At 73.3% G+C, this 19121-nt stretch carries 14 protein-coding genes; 13 read left to right on the plus strand and 1 reads right to left on the minus strand.

The features are described 5' to 3' along the window. The first annotated feature begins 98 nt into the window (after nucleotides 1-98). The 10 genes from AB0E94_RS15385 to AB0E94_RS15430 all read left to right on the plus strand — a co-directional run bounded on the left by AB0E94_RS15385 (nucleotide 99) and on the right by AB0E94_RS15430 (nucleotide 14017). Nucleotides 99-1115 carry a LacI family DNA-binding transcriptional regulator gene (locus AB0E94_RS15385; RefSeq protein ID WP_360326546.1) on the plus strand — a complete coding sequence of 339 codons (1017 nt, stop codon included), beginning with the start codon at nucleotides 99-101 and terminating at the stop codon, nucleotides 1113-1115. Between the two features lie 215 nt (nucleotides 1116-1330). After that, nucleotides 1331-3526: a nitrate- and nitrite sensing domain-containing protein gene (locus AB0E94_RS15390; protein WP_360326548.1), complete on the plus strand. Its 2196-nt coding sequence runs from the start codon at nucleotides 1331-1333 to the stop codon at nucleotides 3524-3526. After that, nucleotides 3523-3921: a roadblock/LC7 domain-containing protein gene (locus AB0E94_RS15395; protein WP_360326550.1), complete on the plus strand. Its 399-nt coding sequence runs from the start codon at nucleotides 3523-3525 to the stop codon at nucleotides 3919-3921. The genes AB0E94_RS15390 and AB0E94_RS15395 overlap by 4 nt, the downstream gene beginning before the upstream one ends. Beyond that, a complete protein-coding gene (locus AB0E94_RS15400; protein ID WP_360326552.1) occupies nucleotides 3918-4274 on the plus strand; it encodes a DUF742 domain-containing protein in 357 nt (118 codons plus the stop codon). The genes AB0E94_RS15395 and AB0E94_RS15400 overlap by 4 nt, the downstream gene beginning before the upstream one ends. Before the next feature lie 80 nt (nucleotides 4275-4354). After that, nucleotides 4355-6736 (plus strand): discoidin domain-containing protein, encoded by a 2382-nt coding sequence (locus AB0E94_RS15405; protein ID WP_360326554.1) that lies wholly within the window; start codon nucleotides 4355-4357, stop codon nucleotides 6734-6736. Between the two features lie 115 nt (nucleotides 6737-6851). Beyond that, nucleotides 6852-9644: a BTAD domain-containing putative transcriptional regulator gene (locus tag AB0E94_RS15410; RefSeq protein ID WP_360326556.1), complete on the plus strand. Its 2793-nt coding sequence runs from the start codon at nucleotides 6852-6854 to the stop codon at nucleotides 9642-9644. 8 nt (nucleotides 9645-9652) lie between these two features. Further along, the gene (locus AB0E94_RS15415; RefSeq protein WP_360326558.1) at nucleotides 9653-10249 is read left to right on the plus strand and encodes a TetR/AcrR family transcriptional regulator; all 597 of its coding nucleotides are present in this window, start codon (nucleotides 9653-9655) and stop codon (nucleotides 10247-10249) included. A 70-nt stretch (nucleotides 10250-10319) separates the two neighbouring features. After that, nucleotides 10320-11525: an MFS transporter gene (locus AB0E94_RS15420; protein ID WP_360326560.1), complete on the plus strand. Its 1206-nt coding sequence runs from the start codon at nucleotides 10320-10322 to the stop codon at nucleotides 11523-11525. Between the two features lie 23 nt (nucleotides 11526-11548). Next, a complete protein-coding gene (locus tag AB0E94_RS15425; protein WP_360326562.1) occupies nucleotides 11549-13273 on the plus strand; it encodes a hypothetical protein in 1725 nt (574 codons plus the stop codon). Nucleotides 13274-13324: 51 nt separating this feature from the next. Then, a complete protein-coding gene (locus tag AB0E94_RS15430; RefSeq protein ID WP_360326564.1) occupies nucleotides 13325-14017 on the plus strand; it encodes an NUDIX domain-containing protein in 693 nt (230 codons plus the stop codon). A gap of 54 nt (nucleotides 14018-14071) precedes the next feature. On the opposite strand, the gene AB0E94_RS15435 is transcribed toward AB0E94_RS15430, so the two are convergent. Next, on the minus strand, nucleotides 14072-14221 hold the full coding sequence (locus AB0E94_RS15435) for a hypothetical protein (protein ID WP_360326566.1): 150 nt from the start codon (nucleotides 14219-14221) through the stop codon (nucleotides 14072-14074). Between the two features lie 324 nt (nucleotides 14222-14545). Between AB0E94_RS15435 and AB0E94_RS15440 the strand changes: the two genes are divergently transcribed. From AB0E94_RS15440 to AB0E94_RS15450, 3 genes are all read left to right on the plus strand, one after another. Next, a complete protein-coding gene (locus tag AB0E94_RS15440) occupies nucleotides 14546-15511 on the plus strand; it encodes a hypothetical protein (protein WP_360326568.1) in 966 nt (321 codons plus the stop codon). An 88-nt stretch (nucleotides 15512-15599) separates the two neighbouring features. Beyond that, nucleotides 15600-15836: a hypothetical protein gene (locus AB0E94_RS15445; protein WP_360326570.1), complete on the plus strand. Its 237-nt coding sequence runs from the start codon at nucleotides 15600-15602 to the stop codon at nucleotides 15834-15836. 213 nt (nucleotides 15837-16049) lie between these two features. Next, nucleotides 16050-19067, plus strand: coding sequence for a BTAD domain-containing putative transcriptional regulator (locus tag AB0E94_RS15450; RefSeq protein WP_360326572.1), 3018 nt, complete (start codon nucleotides 16050-16052; stop codon nucleotides 19065-19067). Nucleotides 19068-19121 lie beyond the last annotated feature (54 nt).

Raw genomic sequence — 19121 nt, forward strand, 5'->3', positions numbered from 1 at the left:
TTCGGTGAGTTTCGGGAGGGAGAGGAGGGGGTGTAACGTGCCGATCACATGGCACCGGAAGCGCTGGAGCAATACTTTTCGAAACACGGGTGAAACCGATGTCAGGTGGCAAACCGACCCTCACCGCGATCGCCCGTGAGGCCAATGTGGCGGTCTCGACGGTGTCCAAAGTCCTCAACGGGCACACCGACGTGTCGCCCTCGACGCGGCGCACGATCGAGCGGCTGCTGGCCGAGCGCGGCTATCAGCGGCCGCGTGGCGCCCGGCGCACCGGCCGGCGGACCGACCTGATCGACCTGGTCATCAACGAGCTGGACAGTGTCTGGGGCCTGTCGATCCTCACCGGGGTCGAGGAGGTGGCCGAGGAGGCCGGGCTGAGCCTGGTCGTCTCCTCGGTCCACAATCGCCAGTCGCTGACCCGGCGCTGGCTGGAGTCGCTGCTCGCCCGCGGGTCGGAGGGGGCGATCCTGGTGCTCTCCGAGCTCACCGACCAGCAGCGGGCCGATCTCAAACGGCGCAATCTGCCGTTCGTCGTGGTCGACGGGGTCAGCCAGCCGCCGCCGGAGATCCCGTCGATCGGGGCGACGAACTTCGCCGGGGGCTATGCGGCGACCGAGCATCTGATCCAGCTCGGCCATCGCCGGATCGCCGTGATCGGCGGCCCGGAGCAGTTGCAGTGCACCCGGGCCCGGGTCGCCGGTCACCGGGCCGCGCTGGAGACCGCCGGGCTGGCCGCCGACCGGCAGCTGATCCGGCACAGCAGCTTCCAGCACGACGGCGGCCTGCGTTCGGCCGAGGCTCTGCTCGCGCTGGCCGACCCACCGACGGCAATCTTCGCCTGTAGCGACTCGCAGGCGACAGGCGTCTACGAGGCGCTGCGCCGCCGCGGCCTGAGCGTGCCCCGGGAGGTCAGCGTGGTCGGGTTCGACGATCTCAACTTCGCGCAGTGGACCGCCCCGCCGCTGACCACGGTCCGCCAGCCGCTGCACCAGATGGGTGTGGCCGCGGCCCGTACCCTGCTGCGGCTGGTCAACGGCGAGCGTCTGGAGTCCACCCGGATCGAGCTGGCCACCGAGTTGGTGACCCGGGAGAGCACCGCGCCGCCGTCGCGCTGAGCCCGCTCCGGATGCGCCCTGCTTGCAGCGCCGGTAAATTCATACATTCAGCTATTGACCATGACCGTGGCCAACACAGAAGCTGATGCGGCGGACGCGGAGAGTGATCCTCTCCCGACCCCGTGATGTCACTCCCTCTCCCTGGACATCTGCAGTGGCACCCATCGGCTCGTTTGTGTGAACGAGCACAGAAGGTTGAAGAGGAGCTGAATCACGTGTCCGCGACGCACGGGACCGGTGCGGTCCGTCACCGCACCGGCGGCACGATCCGTGGCCGCATCGCCCGGACCCTGGCCCTGCCGGTCGCCGTCATCCTCGCCCTGCTCGGCGTGATCGGAGCCGGCGAGATCGGCGACTACCAGGCCGCCGCACAGACCGACCGCGCCGTCACCCTAGACCTCGCGGTGCTCGACCTGGCCGACGGCCTCCAGACCGAACGCGGCCTCGCCCTCGGCCTGCTCGGCGGCCACCGGGACTTCCGGGCCCAGCTCGCCCCGGCCCGCCAGTCGGTCGACACCCGGCGCGCCGCGGTCGAGGCGCTGACCACCGGCGGCGGCGACGTCGAGGACCGGGTCGCCGCGGTGGTGGCCGAACTCGGCGGCCTCACCGACGTGCGCGCCGCAACCGACGCCGGCACCGCCGCCCCGGCCACCACCGCCGCCTTCTACACCGCGGTGATCGGCCGCCTGATCAACATCGAGTTCGAACTCGACACCGTCGACGACAGCGAACTGCGCCGCAACTACGCCACGCTCAGCATGTTCAGCCTGGCCAAGGAGTCCGCCGCGCAGGAACGGGTGCTGCTGCACAGCGTCTTCACGGCCGGCCGTTTCGGGCCCGGCCAGTTCGTCCAGTTCGTCTCGGCGAAGTCGGCCCGGGACTCGGCGATCCTGGCCTTCAACCAGTACGGGAACCCGGCCGCCGTACAGGCGCAGAACCTGGTGCTGAGCACCCCGGCCGGCAAACAGGTCGTCGCGATGGAGAACGCCGCGCTGGCCGCGGCCGACGGCCGGCGCCTGAAGCTCAGCCCCGACGTCTACTGGGAGGCGTCCGGCACGGTGCTCGACATCCTGCTCCAGGCCGGCCAGAACATGGGCGGCATCGCGCAGGACAACGCCGCCCGGATCAAGAAGGAGGCCACCCTGCGGCTCGCGGTGCTGGCCGCGATCATGGCGGTGTGTGTGGCGGGCGCGATCCTGCTGGCTCTCGCGGCGGCCCGCCGGCTGGCCCGGCCGCTCGCCGCCCTGGCTCTGGAGGCCGGCCGGATCGGCGCCGAGTCGCTGCCCGAGGCGGTGAACCGGGCCGCCGCGAGCGGCCGCGACATCCGCCCCGCGCCGGTGCGGGTGACGCCGGGCGCCAGCGTCGAGGTACGCCAGGTCGCCGAGGCGTTCGAGCAGTTGCAGGACACCGCGTACTCGCTGGCCACCGCCCAGGCCCGGGTGCGCCTGGCCACCGCCGAGTCGCTGGCCAACCTGGGGCACCGCAACCAGAACCTGCTGCGCCGCCTGATCGGGTTCATCACCGAGCTGGAGGCCGAGGAGGCCAGTCCCACCGGCCTGGCCAACCTGTTCGAGCTCGACCACCTGGCCACCCGCATGCGCCGCAACGCCGAGAGCCTGCTCGTGCTGGTCGACGCGGCCGACCCGCGGCAGTGGACGGAGCCGATGCCGATCGCCGACATCATCCGGGCCGCGGTCAGCGAGGTCGAGGAGTACCGCCGGGTCACCTTGCGCCGCGTCGACGACGTGCTGGTCAACGGCTCGGTGGTGGGCACTGTCGTACACATGCTGGCCGAGCTGATCGAGAACGGGCTGGTCTTCTCACCGCCGGACGTCGACGTCGAGGTGCACGGCCGGATGGTCGAGGGCGGGTACCTGATCGCGGTCATCGACTCCGGCATCGGCATGAGCCCGGACGAGATGCGCACCGCCAACCAGCGGCTGCGCGGCGAGGGCGACTTCATCACCGCGCCGGCCCGCTATCTCGGCCACTTCGTGGTCGGCCGGCTCGCCGCCGAGACCGGCGTCCAGGTGCAGCTCGCCCCGTCGCCGGTCACCGGCGTCACCGCCCGGCTCGCGCTGCCGGCCGGGCTCATCACCGAACCCGCGGTCCCGGCGCCGCCGCCGCTGCCCGCTCCCCCGCCGCCCGCTGCGTCGCCGGCGCCGCAGCGGGCGCTGCGCCCGGACACGATCGAGTTCGTGGTGCTGCCGGAACGCGCCGCGAGCACCCCCAACGGCCTGCTCCGGCGCCCGCCGAAGAAACGGGCCGAGACTCCGGCCGGGCAGGCGGCGCAGAGCCGGCCCCGGCCGGCGGTCATCACCGATTCCCCCGAGGCGGTACGCGACCGGCTCTCCGCCTTCCGCGAGGGCGTACTGCTCGCCGGCGCCGGCGACACGCGGGGAGAGTCATGAGCATCAACTGGCTGCTCGCCAATTTCGTGCAGCACACCGACGGCGTCCGCGAGGCGGTCGCGGTGTCCTCGGACGGCCTGCTGATCGCCACCTCCGGCGATCTGGACCGGACCGAGGCCGACCAGCTGGCCGCCATCGTGTCCGGCCTGGCCGCCGTGGCGGGCACCGCCTCCCAGCGGTACGACTTCCACGGCCTGAAGATCATCATGATCGAGATGACCCGCGGCTACCTGGTCGTGTCGCAGATCCCCGGCGGGAGCATCCTCGGTGTGGTGGCCGGCAGCGAATCCGCCCTGCGAACCATCGGCTACGAGATCTCGGTGCTCGCCGACAGGTTCGGCACCCTGCTGACACCGGCTCTGATCGCCGAGTCCCGGCAGCAACTGCACCCATGACCGCGGGCCACCGCCAGCCGCGTTACGAGGGTGGCCCGCTGGTCCGACCGTTCATGCTCACCGGCGGCCGGACCCGGATCGTCCACGACACCGTACGCGTCGAGTCCCCGCTGGTGGCGGTCCCGGCGGCGCTCCACGCCCCGCTACGTTTCGAGTCCCGCCGGATCGTCGAGCTGTGCCAGCATCCGCGGTCCCTGGCCGATCTGTCGGCGGCGCTCAGGGCTCCGCTGGGCGTGCTCCGGGTCATCGTCGACGATCTGCTGACCGACGGCCACCTGCAGGTCGCCGAGCAGCCCGACGTCCTCTCGATCGAGTTGATCGAGCGCATCCGCGACCGCGTGCGGGCCCTCTGACCTGCATGTCATGCCGGTGTCAAAGACATCCGCCTATCTTCCCGGCGTCGCATTGGCATTGGTGGAGACGGGGGTGTCCCATGCCGGGATCGATGATGTTGCGCGCGGCCGTGGCCGGCGCGCTGGCGGGAGCGGCGCTGGGCGCGCCGGCGGCTTCGGCGGCGGATCCGCCGACGTCGGTGGTCGACGACCGGGCGTATCCGGGGGCGGAGCAGATCTTCGCCGAACGCGGGGTGCGGGTGATCAAGGGCGACGGCAACATCCGGTACGCGCCGGACTGCGCCGCCGATCCCGATCTGCTGCGGGTGGAGCAGCTGGTCGGGTCGGAGCTGAGAACGACATGTTTCGACGTACGGGGGCCGCGCGGCTTCCTGACCCTGGAGCTGCCCAACGCGTTCCTGGTGCGCGGCGCTGACCGGCCGGTGACGGCGAGGTCCACCTTCGAGGGTGAGACGGAGACGGTGACGGTGCCGCCGTACGCGTACGAGCCGATCGGCAACGGCAACGCCACGCACACCCTGGTCGAGTTGCGGGTCGCCGGCACGCTCGCGGCGGGTGAGCCGTCGGCGTTCCCGTTCGTGGCCCGGGTGGAGCCGGCCGACGGGAGCGCGTGCAGCGGGGTGCTGGTGGCGGCGCAGTGGATCGCCACCACGAAGTCGTGCCTCGACCCGGACGGTGATCTCGCCTCGGGCGCGCCGCCGCAGGCCGCCACGGTGACCCTGGGCCGGGCGGATCTGACCCGTTCCGGCGGGCACACCACCACGATCGCCGAGGTGGTGCCGCGTACCGATCGGGATCTGGTGCTGGCCCGGCTGGCCGCGCCGGCCGAGGGCATCACGCCGATCGGGCTCGCCTCGGCCGCGCCGGCCGCCGGCGATCAGGTGGTGGCCGCCGGCTACGGGCGCGGGGCGGCCGACTGGACGGCCGACGTGCTGCGCCGCGGTGACTTCACCGCCGGGGCGACGAACGGCGCCACGTTCACGCTGACCCGGTCGGCCGGAACCGCGACGAGCACCTGCAAGGGCGATGCCGGTGGTCCCGCGTTCCGGTCCGCCGCCGGGTCGTATCAGCTGCTGGGTCTGCATTCGCGGTCCACGCACGCCGGCTGTTTCGGCAACGGCGACGGCGAGGACCAGGCGATCGAGGTACGCACGGACGACCTCGGCCCGTGGATCAGCTCGGTGCTGACCCCACCGGCCCGGCAGAACCCGCTGAAGAACCTGCTCGCCGGCGCCACTCCGATCGCGTCGAGCAGCACCGAGAACTGGGGCTGGGCGCTGCGCCAGGTCAACGACGGCACCCGGGACGGCATCGGCTGGAGCACCCTGGACCCGCCGAACGCGCAGCGGGCCGAGTGGCTGCAGTTCGACCTGCCGCAGCCGCAGATGATGAACCGGCTCGACCTGTTCCCGCGCTCGGACGGCAACTACGCGGGCCAGAACTTCCCGTCGGCCATCACCGTCGAGACCTACCGCGACGGCGCCTGGTCGACGGCGTTGCAGCGGTCCGGCATCGCGAATCCCGGCAACCGGGCGGTGCGGTACGCCTTCGACGCGCCCCGCACGGTGGAGAAGCTGCGGATCAGCCTGGGCGTGGGCCGGCTGTTCCAGTTCGCCGAGGTGGAGGCGTACCTGTCGGACAACCTGCTGGCCGACGCCACGGTGACCGCGTCCAGCACCATCGAGAACTGGGGCTGGACGCTGCGGGCGGTCAACGACGTGCGCCGTGAGGGCATCGGCTGGAGCTCCGACCCGGTGGCCGGCCGCAACGAGTGGCTGCAGTTCGACCTGCCGCGGGCCCGGATGATGAACCGGATCGACCTGTACCCGCGTTCGGACGGCTCGAACGCCGGCAACAGTTTCCCGGCTTCGTTCTCGGTGGAGGCGTACCGCGACGGCCAGTGGCGGACCGTGCTGACCCAGAGCAACCGGCCGCACCCGGGCGCCGCGCCGCAGCGGTTCCAGTTCCCGCCGCAGCTGGTGGAGCGGCTGCGGGTGTCCACCGGTTCCGGCCTGCACGTGCAGTTCGCCGAGGTGGAGGCGTACCTGTCGAACAACCTGCTGGCCGACGCGGTGACCACGGCGGCGAGCAGCACGGAGAACTGGGGCTGGTCGCTGCGGTACGTCAACGACGGGGTCTCCGGCGCGGACGGGTGGAGCTCGCTCGACCCGCCGGCCGCCGACCGGGTCGAGTGGGTGGAGTTCGCGTTCCCGGGGCCGCGCACGCTGAACCGGGTCGACCTCTACCCGCGCACGTCCGGCAGCACGTTCCCGGCCGACTTCACCATCGACGTGTTCCGCAACGGCACGTGGCACACGGTGGTCAGCCGGACCGGCTTCCCGGCGCCGGGGGTGACGCCGCAGCGGTTCCTGTTCCCGGCGCAGGACGCGGAGCGGGTCCGCGTCAAGGCCGGCGCGGGACGGCTGCTGCAGTTCGCCGAGGTCACGGCCGACCTGATCTGACCGGTTCTGATGCCGGCTGTGGGCACGTCGAGGGAGCACGCCGAACGGGGGCCCTCGACGTGCCTGCGGCTGATCTGGTTTCGCGGCGGGGGTCGCGCTTAGACTTCCGTACATTATGGACTTCTTGGTCCTCGGCCCGCTTGTGGCGCGCGCCCAGGGGACGATCGTCGACCTCGGCCGGCGCCGGCGGGAACGCTGCCTGCTCGGCCTGCTGCTGTTGCAGCCGGGCCGGGTGATCGCCGTCGACCGGCTCGTCGACCTGCTCTGGGCGGGTGATCCACCGGAACGGGCCCGGGCCACGCTGAACAGCCACGTCTCCCGGCTGCGGGGAGCGCTCGGCGCGGCCGGCGACGCGCCGCTGCACCGGCACGGCGACGGGTACCGGCTGGCCGTCGAACCCGGCCGGGTGGACGCGCACCGGTTCACCGCCCTCGTGACGCGGGCGGCGGCGATCAGCGATCCGGCGGACCGGGCCGCCGTGCTGCGTGACGCGCTGGCCCTGTGGCGTGGCGACCTGCTGGCCGACGTGGCCGACGCAGCACTGCGGGACCGGGTCGGGGCGGGGCTGGCCGAGCGGCGGCTGGGCGCCACCGAGGCGATGCTGGACGCGGAACTGGCATGCGGACGGCACCTGGCCGCCGTGCCCGCGCTGACCGAGCTGGCCGACGCGTACCCGTACCGGGAAGGTCTGCATTCGTCGTTGATGCTCGCGCTGTATCGCAGCGGCCGGGCCGCTGACGCGCTGGCGGTCTACCGCCGGGCGCGGACCCGGCTGGCCGGGGATCTGGGCACCGAGCCGGGCGCTGAGCTGCGCCGCCGGCACGAGGCGGTGCTGCGCGGCGATCCGGCGCTGGACCTGCCCGCGCCCGCGATCACCGCCGGGGCGGTGCCGGCCCAGCTGCCGGTCGCTCCCGGTTATCTGGTCGGCCGCGACGGCGCGCTGGCCGAGCTGGACACGGTGCTCGATGCGCCGACCCCGCTGGTCGTGGTGGAGGGCCCGGCCGGCGCCGGCAAGACCGCGCTCGCGCTGCGATGGGCGGCCACCGTCCGGGACCGGCTGCCGGACGGGCAGATCTACCTCAATCTGCGTGGCTTCGCCACCGACCCGCCGCTGGCGCCGGCCGACGCGCTGGGGCAGCTGCTGCGCACGCTCGGTGTGCCTGCTGCCGAGACGCCGTCCGACGCCGACGAGGCCGCGGCCCGGTTCCGCACCGCGGTCAGCGGCCGGCGGATGCTGCTCCTGCTCGACAACGCCTCGGGCGTCGACCAGGTACGGCCACTGCTGCCGGCCGACCCGCGCTGCGTGGTCGTGGTGACCAGCCGCAGCCGGCTCGGCGGGCTGGTCGCGCTGGAGGGCGCACACCGGATCGGGCTCGGGCCGCTGGCGCCGGAGGACGCGGTCGCGCTGCTGCGCCGCCTCCTCGGCGCCGGCCGGCCCGCGGAGGCGGTCGCCGCCCTGGCCGAGGTGTGCGGGAACCTGCCGCTGGCGCTGCGGATCGCCGGCGCCAACCTGGCCGGCGAACCGGACCAGGCGATGGCCGCCTACCTGCGGGAGGCCGCCCGCACACTGTCCGCGCTCAGCGTCGAGGGCGACCCGCAGGCCGCGGTCCGGCTGGCGTTCGACCTGTCGTACCTGAAACTGCCGGCCCTCGCGGCCCGGCTCTTCCGGCTGCTGAGCCTGGTGCCCGGGCAGGCCGCCCCGATCGGCGCCGCGGCTGCCCTCGCCGGAACCGCCGACGGCATCGGGACGCTGCTGACCACGCTGGCCGACGCCAGCCTCGTGGAAGCGCCGGCGCCGGGCCGGTTCACGATGCACGACCTGATCGCCCGGCACGCGCGGGAGCGCCTGGCCGTCGACGAGCCGGCCGTGGACCGGGCGGCGGCGGTGACCCGGCTGCTGGACTGGCACCTGGCGGCGTTCCACAGCGCGCACGCGATCCTCGCGCCGTACCGGACGACGGTGGCGGTGCCCGAGCCGCCGGCGCCCGCGATCCCGGCGTTCTCCGGTGGCCAGGCGCAGGCGCTGGCCTTTCTGGAGCAGGCTCGTGACATGCTGCCCGATCTGGTGCGGTTCGCCGTCGACGAGGGGCATCCGGAGGCCGGCTGGCGGATGGCGTATCTGCTCGGGCCGTTCTTCCAGATGCACGGGGACGGCCCGGACAGCCTGCACATCTACCGCACCGGCCTGGCCGCGGCACAGGCCACGGCCGGGCCGACCGTGCAGGCGGCACTGCACAACAGCGCCGGGATCGCGTACGCCATCGCCCGTCGCCTGCCGGAAGCCGGCGAACACCTGGAACGGGCGGTCGAGGCGTTCCGGGCGGCCGGGCTGATCGACGCGGTGGCCGGCGCCCTGTCCAACATCGGCCGGTTGCGCGCCGAGCAGCGGCAGCTCACCGCCGCCCGGGCCGCCTACGAGGAGGCCGCCCGGTTGCGGGAGAGCACCGGTGACACCCGGCGGCTGGGCACCGTCCTGAACAACCTGGGCACCCTGCTGGCCGAACTCGGCGAGGACGAGGCCGCGCTGGTCCAGTTGCAGCGTGCGCTGCGGTTGCACCGGGAGCACGGTGATCGGGGCGGGGCCGGGCACACCCAGGACAGCATCGGCACCCTGCACCTGCGCGCCGGCGCCGCCGACGCTGCGCTGGCCAGTTTCCAGGCCGCGCTGGACGATCTACGGGCTGTCGGATACCGCGAGGCGGAGGGCGCGGCCCTGGCCAACATCGGTCACGCCCATCTTGCGCGTGGTGACACCGAGGCCGCGCTCGACCACCTGAGCCAGGCCGCGGAGTGCTTCCGCGCCACCCGCGACACCCATCGGGAGACGTTGATCCGCGAGGAGATCGCCGCGCTGTCGCTGGCCGGGCGTGCTTCAATCAGTGCTCGACTGCGCCTCACGGAGGGTTAGGGCGGCTGGTGAAGCGTACGGCTCAGGAGGCCGCGGAGACGCGTGCCGCGGTCCTTTCGGCAGGCCTCAAGGTCTTCGCCGAGCGGGGGTACGACCGGGCCACGCTCGCCGAGATCGGAACCCGGGCCGGGGTCACCCGCGGAGCCGTCTACCACCATTTCTCGGACAAGGCACAGCTGTACACGACGGCGATCGCCGAGCGCTGGGCCACGGTGGGCGCCCGGGTGTGGTCCGGTCTGGCCGGTCCCGGTCCGGCCCGGGAGCGGCTGCGGGCCTGCCTGGTGGAGTATTTCCGGGCCATGGAGGAGGACGGCGACTTCCGGGAGCTGCTGGACGTCACGATCCTGCGTTCGGACGTCTCGATCGAGCCCGGCGCGGGGCTGGCGGACAAGCAGCAGGGGATCCGGGAGTGGGTCGCACAGATCTCGGCGCTGCTCGCGGATGAGGATCTGCGGTCCGGGACGAGCGCGGACGACGCGGCGGTCCTGGTGGTCTCCACTCTGGCCGGTGTGATGGTCACCTGGCGGATGGGCGACGACCTGTTCTCCCCGGCGGGGAAGGCCGCCGTCTTCACGGACGCCATCCTGGCCGCCCTGTTCGACTGACCCCCGGCTGGATCGTCCCTCGAGCCTCGCTTCACTTTTTACATACACGCGCGCATGTATGATTGACGGCATGACGAGACAGGAAGGTTCCACCCGGCCGCACGCCGCGACCGCCGTCGTCGCCATCGCTCTCGCGCTGGACATGTTCCTGTACGGCGCGATCATCCCGGTCCTTCCGGAGCTGCCCGCGGTCGACGGCTCCGCGATGCCGTCCGGCGTGCTGTTCGCGGTCTATGCGGCCGCCCAGCTCAGCACCGTGCCGTTCGTCGGCCGGCTGGTCGACCGGATCGGCCCGCGCCGCCCGCTCCAGGCCGGCATCCTCGGCGTCGCGGCCGCCACCCTGTTCTTCGGCCTGGCCACCACGGTTCCCGGCACGGCCGGCCTGGTCCTGCTGATCCTCGGCCGGGCGGCTCAGGGGGTGGCCGCCGCGATCTCCTGGACCGCCGGGCTCGCCCTGGTCGCCGCGGTCCACCCGGCCGAGCGCCGGGGACAGGCGATGGGCCTGACTCTCTCCGCCGTCGGTGCGGGCATCCTGCTCGGCCCGGCGGTGAGCGGCTGGCTGGCCGGGTGGCTCGGCCCGGCCGCCCCGTTCCATCTGATCGCCGTGTTCGCGCTGGGCGACGCGATCGCCCGGTTCCTGCTGGTCAAGGCGGACGACCGGCCGCCGGTCGAGGTGCCGTTGCGCACGGTCGCCAAGGGTCCCCGGGCCGGCCTGCTGATCACCCTGACCACGATCGGGGCGGCCGCCATCGCGTACCTGGAACCGGTCCTGCCGCTGCATCTCGACGACCTGGGCGTCGGCTCGGGCGGTATCGGGCTGGCGTTCGCCGGCGCCGCGCTGGCCGGTGTGCTGGGCAGTCCGCTCGGCGGTGGACTCGCCGACCGGATCGGGCCGGACCGGGTGGCAGCGATCGGCGCGGCCGTCGTCGCCGCCGGGTTCGTGCTGGCCGGCCGCGACGCCACCGCACCGGCCGTGGCCGGTCTGATCCTGGCCGGTTTCGGCGCGCAACTGCTGCTGGCGCCGACGCTCGTGCTCGTCGGCCGGCTCGCCGAGCATCAGCAGTCGCCGGCGTACGGCGTGGCGTACGCCCTCTACAACCTCGCCTACACCGCCGGGCTGACCGTCGCTCCCCTGGCGGCGGGCCTGCTCGGCGGCCTGGCCGGGATCACCGGCGCGACGGCCGGCGCCGCGATCGCCGCCGGCACGCTGGCCGTGGTGATGGCGGCGGTCCGCCGGGACGCGCCCGCCCGGCAACGGACGGGCGGGCGGGATTGAGGCGTCGGCCTATCGTGCGAGCCATGGCGTTGGAAACAGTCGATGCACCACGGCGGCCCTCTCCGGTGCGGGCCGCGGGCCGTGCGCTGGCCGGTGGCGCCGGGGTCGGCGCCCTGACCGGGATGGTGACGGCCGCCGTGTTCCTCGGTGGTGCGGCGATCGAGCAGAACCCGCCCGGTCAACGGCTGCAACCGTTTCTGGGGCTGCCGGTGTACATGCTGATCGGGATCCCGTTCGGGGTCGCCTGCGGGCTGATCGGGGCGCTGTTCTCCGGGTTGCTCGTCGCCGGGCTCGCGCCCTGGTGGCGGTCGCCGGTGTGGGCGGCGCGGCTGGCCGGGGCCGTGCTCTACGCCGTCCCGGTGCTGCTGGCGTCGTTGATCGGCACGGTGCTCGCGCCGCACATGGGCGCTCTGTGGCCGCACCCGGCGATAGCCGTCCCCGCGTTTCTCGGCGCGGCCGCCGGTGGGCTCTGGCTGGGTCCGTGGCTGCTCGGTGTGACGCCGGTCCGGCTCGTCACCCGGTGGGGACTGATCTGGTCGGCGGCGGCCGCGGCGGTGTTGCTGCTGGTTCCGGCGGTGACCGTCGGCGGGCTGCTCGGGCGGGCGCCGGGCCAGCGGGTCGAGGTGGTGGCCGGCGCCGGGACGGTGTCCGGTGGGCTCGCCGCGGACACGCCGGTGCACGGCCGGCTCCTCGGCATGACCGCGTCCGCCGGCGGTGTGCTGCGGCTGCTGACCGCGCAGGGCCTCGACCACACCCTGTGGACGGTCCGGGACGGGCGGATCGGTCGGGTGCCGGTGCCCGGCCTGGACCAGGTCACCGTCGCCCAGGTCGTCACCGGCCCGGACGGCGGCATGTATGCGGCGCTGCGGCAGGGCCCCGGCAGTGTGGTGCGGATCGAACCGGACGGCGGCACGGTCCGGGTGCTCGGCCCCGACCGGGCCACCTATCAGGGACCGGCCGTCCCGGTTCCGGACGGGACCCCTGTCGACGGCGCCTACCTCGGTGTGCTGGAAGGTGTCGCGGTGTCCGCCGACGGCCGGTTCCATTTCGCCGAGAGCCGGCTCGGTGAGAGCACCTACCAGGTGGTCCGCACCGTCCGGGACGGCCGTCTGGCGACGGTGCTCGGCCGGGAGATGAGTGGGGACTGGCGTTCCGCGAGTGTGCGGGGCGGCTTCCCGGACGGCGTCCGGAGCACCGGCCTGACCATCGACTCCGGCTACGTCACGCCGATGACGATCACAACCGATGGTTTGCTGTACGCGGCGGTCGGCGCCCGTGGCGTGGTGCGGGTCGGGGCGGACGGAGCCGTACATCAGGTGATCGGTGCTCTGACCGGGAGCACCGCGGATCTCGGCCGTCCGGAGACGCCGTGGCGGGAACGCGGCGCGGCCGCGGGTGTGCCGGTCTCGTTGGGCGGCGACGCCGAGGGGGCGAACCTGGTGGCCGACCTGAACGGTGACATCTACCTGACGAACCGGCGCTGGATCGACGACCGGCTGCCGGAGTCGTTCGCGTGGGACGGTGTCACGGGCAGCCGTCGGGCGGTGGTCGAGCAGGCGCGCAAGGATCGCTGGATGCGGGGCGAGACGGAGGTTCTCCGGGTGACCCGCGACGGGCGGGTCGCGTCGGTCGCCGCCCAGGCCGACCTGGTCGCCGTGCAGGGTGACTGGCTGTATCTGGCCCAGACCTTCCAGGGCGGCGACGACACCGACCGGGTTCTGGTGGTCCGGACCCCGATCCCGAGGTAGCGGCCGGCCGGGGTGGTTCATGTCAGAGTCACATCAAGCTATGCTCGCCGAATGACCACCAGGGACCACGCCCTTCTGCGCATCGCGGTGGACCTCGCCGTCCTGACCGTGCGCGAAGGCAGCCTGCAAGCCCTCGTCATCACCCGGGGCAACGAGCCCTTCGCCGGCCGGCCCGCTCTGCCGGGCGGCTTCGTGCGGACCGGTGAGGACATCGCCGACGCCGCTGTCCGCGAGCTCGGTGAGGAGACCGGCCTCGACGGCGGCAGCCTGCATCTGGAGCAGTTCGCGGTGTATGGCGAGCCGGACCGGGATCCCCGGGGCCGGGTGGTGAGCGTCGCGTACCTGGCCATCATGCCCGACCTGCCGCTGCCGACCGCCGGGTCGGACGCCAGCGGCGCGGCCTGGCGCCCGGTCGGCAAGATCCGTGGCAGCCTGGCGTTCGATCACGACCGCATCCTGGACGAGGCCGTCGAGCGTGCGCGGCGGCGGCTGGAGCTGACCACGCTGGCGACGAGGTTCTGTCTGCCCGAGTTCACCATCGGCGACCTGCGGGCGGTGTACGAGGTGGTCTGGGGTGAGGGCCTGGACCCGCGTAACTTCAGCCGGAAGGTCGTCAACACGGAGGGGTTCGTCGAGCCCACCGGCACGAAACGGATCCCGCCGACCGGGCGGCCGGCCGCGCTGTACCGGGCCGGGGCGGCCGACACGCTGAATCCGCCGATCATGCGGGCCGGGAGCAGCTGACGACGACATGGGCACCCCGTGTCACGGGATGCCCACATCGGTCTCGGGCCGCGGTCAGCGGCAGATCTTCAGGACCCCGTCCCAGTTGCTGCCGGCCTGGCACACCGGCTCGGCGGCGGCCGGGGCGGCGAGGGTGCCCGCGCTCAGCGCGAGGGCGACAGCCGTGGCCACGAGGATCGCGGCGCGGCGCAGATTCGCACGCATGGTGGTTCCTTCCCGGAGTTCGTTGAGTGGACTCGATGCGGAGAGAGGACCCGGCGCTCGCGTTCCCCGGCGCCCGGACGGGCACGGAGGGCGAAGGTTTGCCGGCCTTCACGCGGCGCCCCGCGCGGCCGGTCCCCGGCAGGACGGCACATCGGCCGGCTGCCCAGCGGCGTGCGAGATCCCCGGCCGATCGTCCGCTCGGCCCGAGCTCACCCGCCTTACTGTCAAACTCACAATAACTACGCCCAGGGCTTTGTGTCAATCGCACATGAAGTGTTACGTTGGGTTCACACACCAACACCCTCAGTATTGAGAGGTGCGATCATGACGCTCCGCAGACTCGACCTCGTCCTGACCATCGCGATGGCCCTCGTGCTCGGCGTGCTCGGCGCGCTCGACATCGTGAGCGCCGCCGTCACCGGCGGCGCGACCCTGGCCACCCTCGGCCTGCTCGCCATCAGCTCCCTGCACAGCCGGTCCACCCTGGCGAGGCTGAACCGGTCGGTCGCCGACCTCGACCGTGACCTGACCGGCCGCGGCAGCGCCGACCACCTGCTCGGCCGGTCGCCGTTCGGGGCGGATCTCGATCTCAGCGCCGCCGGCGACATCCGCATCCTGGGCGTCACCCTGGCCCGGACCGCCCGCAACCACTACGCGGCGCTGTGCCGGCGGCTCGAACAGGGGGCCGTCGTGCGGATCGCGCTGATCGCGCCGGACCCGGCGACCATCGCCGAGGCGGCGCGGCGCAGCACCATCGCGGACAACCCCGGGGTCTTCGAGCACCGGCTGCGCCCCACCATGGACCTGCTGGACGATCTGGCCCGGCGGGCGGCGGCCGGGCCGGGCCGGCTGCACATCCGGCTACTGGACTTCGTGCCGGCGTTCGGCCTGATCGCGCTCGACCCGGAGCTGCCGCACGGACAGATCCACGTCGAGATCTACTCGCACCGCAGCGGCACACCCGAGCCGACCCTGCCCCTGTACGCCGACCGCGACCCGCACTGGCTGAAGCACTTCACCGCCGAGTTCGACAAGGTCTGGGCGACCGGGCAGCCGTACGGCGAGCCGTCATCCGTCCGCGCGGCCGCTGGCGGCGACCAGCACCTGAAGCGCACGCGACGGCGCGCGGAAACGCCCACCGGCCCGCAACCGGCAGCGGATGACCGCCACCGCGCTGTCGGCCGCACACCAGGACACGTCGACACCGGTGGCCGACGGCAGCTGCAACGGGCCGGCGACACTGGGATGAACCACCACGACGGCGCTCACCCGGTGCCCCCGGGGCTGTAGGCGGCGCAGCCGGCGCACCGTGCCGAGCAGCGGGCGCACCGACTGGCCGATGTAGACGTCGTCACAGTGGACGGCGCCGGTCGGCGAGGTGACGTACGAGCCGGGCGGCCAGGCGACCGCCTCGACCAGCACCATGTGCGCTCCGGCGCTGATCGCGTACGGCAGCGGCGGATGCCCGGCGAGCCGGACCCCCTGGTACGACCGGACGCCGGGCAACCGCAGCACGCCGGACAACAACTCGCCGGTGCGCCTGGCCACCTCGTACGCCGTGGTCCCGATCGGGCGCAGCGGGCGCCGTTCGGTGTCCACGATCCGGGCCAGGTGACCACGCCGGTCCTCGATCATCAGCAGCCATCCCCCGTACCATCCGTGACGTCGTGATGACGTGGCGCAATTGAGTCACGAATGTCTACCGTGGTGCTTCCCTCCACCTACTCGTCGACGGTGGCCGTCCGTTCGCTGCTGGCGGATTCCCGCCCCGGCTTCTACGGTCAGACATCAAGTGATCGACGCGGAGTGAGGGGCGGAGGTCCGCTACGTGATCTACGGTGTCCTTGGCGAGCTGGAGGTACGCGATCCGCGCAGCGGCCGGCCACTGGACCTGCCGTCCGGACGGCAGCTCAACGTCCTGGCCGCACTGCTGATCCAGCCCAACAAGCGCCTGCCGCACGCCGACCTGCTGCGGATGGGCTGGGGCCGGGCCGGGGTCGCCGAGGCACAACTGCACAAGGCCGTGTCGGGGCTGCGCACCCTGCTGCGTGACATCGACCGGGAGGGTGATCTGGTCACCCACGCCCGGTTCGGCTACGAGCTACGGGCCGGGCCCGAGGATCTGGACCTGCTCGCCTTCGACGAGCTGACCGCCGCCGCCGACAAGCGCGGCAGCAAGGAGATCGATCAGCTCAGCCGCGCGCTGCGGCTGTGGCGCGGACCGCAGCCGCTGTCCAATGTCTCCGCGCCCTGGCTCGGCCAGCGTGTCCAGGCGCTTCAGCAGCGCCGCAAGCGGATCGCGGTGCGGCTGTTCACGCTCCGGCTCCAGCGCCGCGAGTTCGCCGACGTCCTCGACGACCTGCAACCCATCGCCGCCCAGTTCAGCCCCGATCACCAGCTGCAGAAACTTCTGATGATCGCGCTGTACCACAACGGGCACCGAGCCGAGGCCGTCGAATCCTACGAGCAGTACGCGCTGGCCCTGGAGGCCAGGATCGGCGACGCCGACGCCGGACTACGCTCGCTGATGTACGCGATCAGCACCGGCCAGGAGCAGGCGGTGGCCAAGGCGTTCCCGCTGAACGAGCCGTCCGCACCGGCCGTCACCACGGTGCCCCAGCAGCTCCCGGCCGCGCCGCCGGAGTTCGTGGGCCGCGAGCCGCTGGTCGCCGAGCTGAACTGGCTGCTCGCCGCCGGCAGCCGGTACCAGGTCATGGTCGTTCCCGGGCCGGGCGGGATCGGCAAGACCTCACTCGCCCTGCAAGCGGCGCACCGGCGCCGGCGTGACTATCCCGACGGGCAGTTGTGGGCCGAGATGCGTGGCACGTCGGCCGACCCGGCCACGCCGGCCGAGATCCTGGCGCAGTTCCTGCGGTCGCTGAACGTCCCCGTGGTTCCCGAGTCGGCAGCCGAACGGGCGGCGCTCTACCGCAGCCTGCTGGCCGACCGGCGGATGCTCATCGTGCTCGACGACGCGTCCGACGGCGCGCAGATCTCGCCGCTGATCCCGGCCGGCGCGGGATGCAAGGTGCTGGTGACCGCCCGCCGCCACCTGCCCGACGTGCGCGGCGCGCACCACGTCGGCACGCTGGAGCCGCTACCGGACACCGACGCCACCGCCCTGTTCGAGTCGGTCGTCGCGGCGTCGCGCATCGATCTGAGCGGAGAACGCGAGGCCGTGGGCGAGGTCGTCGGTCTCTGCGGGGGCCTGCCGCTGGCCCTGCGGATCGCCGCCGCCCTGCGCGTCCACGACCACCCGCAGCCGACCGCGGACCTCGCCCGGCGGCTGCGCACCCGCGGGCCGGCGGCCTACGCGTTCGGCGCGGACAGTCTCGCCCGCACCCTGGAGACCGGTCTGGCGCCGCTCACCGCCGTCCACCGGCGGCTCTTCGTGGATCTGGGTCTACTGCCGCTGCCCACCTTCGCCGCCTGGACGGCTGCGACGCTCACCGACGACCCGGCCCAGGGCCAGGAGGCGCTGGCCGAACTGGCCGCGGCGTCGATGGTGGAGACCGCCACGTCGCCGATCCCGCGCCGATTCCGGTTCCACGATCTGACCCGGGAGTACGCCGCCCGCTGCGCCGAAGCAGCGTATCCCGGCCGGGAGACCCCGCAGACGCTGCTCGCCCGGGTGTGCACGGCGCTGCTCGGCCTGCTCCGGCACGCGCACACCAGGCAGTGCGGAGGCGACTTCGACGTCGTGCACAGCAGCGTGCCGGCGCCGCCCCTGCCGGAGGCCGCGTACACCGAGGTCGACGACGATCCACTGGCGTGGTTCCGGGCGGAACGGCTCAACATCCGGGTCGCGGTCGGTCTCGCCGCGGAGCTGGGGCTCACCGCCGTGTGCTGGGACCTCGCCGTCTCCGCCCACGAGTTCTACACCATCCTCGGGCTGCACGACGACTGGTACGCCACGCACACCACGGCCTTGCAGGCGTGCCGTACGGCCGGCGACCGCCGAGGCGAGGGCATCGTGCTGGCCAGCCTCGGCCAGCCCGCCCTGGTCACCGGCGGCAGCCGGCCCGGCCTGTCCGGGATCGCCGAACTGGGCCGCGCGGTGGAGCTGCTGGAAGCCGAGAAGGAGGTGCACGGCCTGGCGATCGCCCGCCGCACGCTGGCCAACGCCGTCCGCCGGCGAGGCCGCTCCACCGAGGCGCTCACCCTGTTCGACGCGGCACTGCACGGTTACGAGGCGGCCGAGGACACCGCCGGCCGGTGGCAGACGCTCCGCTTCATCGGCCAGGTCCACCTCGACCGGCAGGAGCACGCGCAGGCGGCCGGCGCGCTGGCCCGCGCCGAGGCGGTGGCCGTCGAACTGGGCCACCCCCGGTTCGTGGCGCAGACCCGGTACTGGCTGGGCTGCGCCGCACTGGCCGTCGGCGACGTGGCCGGGGCGCAACGTGCCTTCGCCGCCGTCCGCGAGGTCTTCGGGCCGGGCGACGGCCTCGGCTCCGCGTACGCCGCGCACGGCCTCGGCGACCTGGCCCGCCACCACGGTGACCGGCCGGTGGCCGAGGAGCATCTGCGCCTGGCGGCCGAGGTGGCCCACGACCGCGGCGACAGCCTGCTGGAGGGCCGGGTCAGGCTGTCGTTGTCGGAGCTGTGGCACGCCGCCGGCGACCTGGACGAGCAGGCCGCCGAACTGGACCGGGCGGCGCGGTGCTTCGCCGGCGCCGACGCCGCCTACCTGGAGATCCAGGCACTCGGGCGGCTGGCCGTGGTACGGGCGGCGCAGGGTTCACCGGCCGCCGCGGACGCTGCGTGGCGCCGGGTGGAGCAGTTGTACGAGGCCGGCGACGTACCGGACCACGACCGCGTCCTGCGACGGCCGGAAGAACGGCGGTAGAGAACCAGCCGACACTGCTACTCCGTGGGGTTGCTGAAGTCGAACGACCACCGA

The organism is Actinoplanes sp. NPDC026670, from assembly GCF_040638175.1.
Lineage (GTDB): Bacteria > Actinomycetota > Actinomycetes > Mycobacteriales > Micromonosporaceae > Actinoplanes.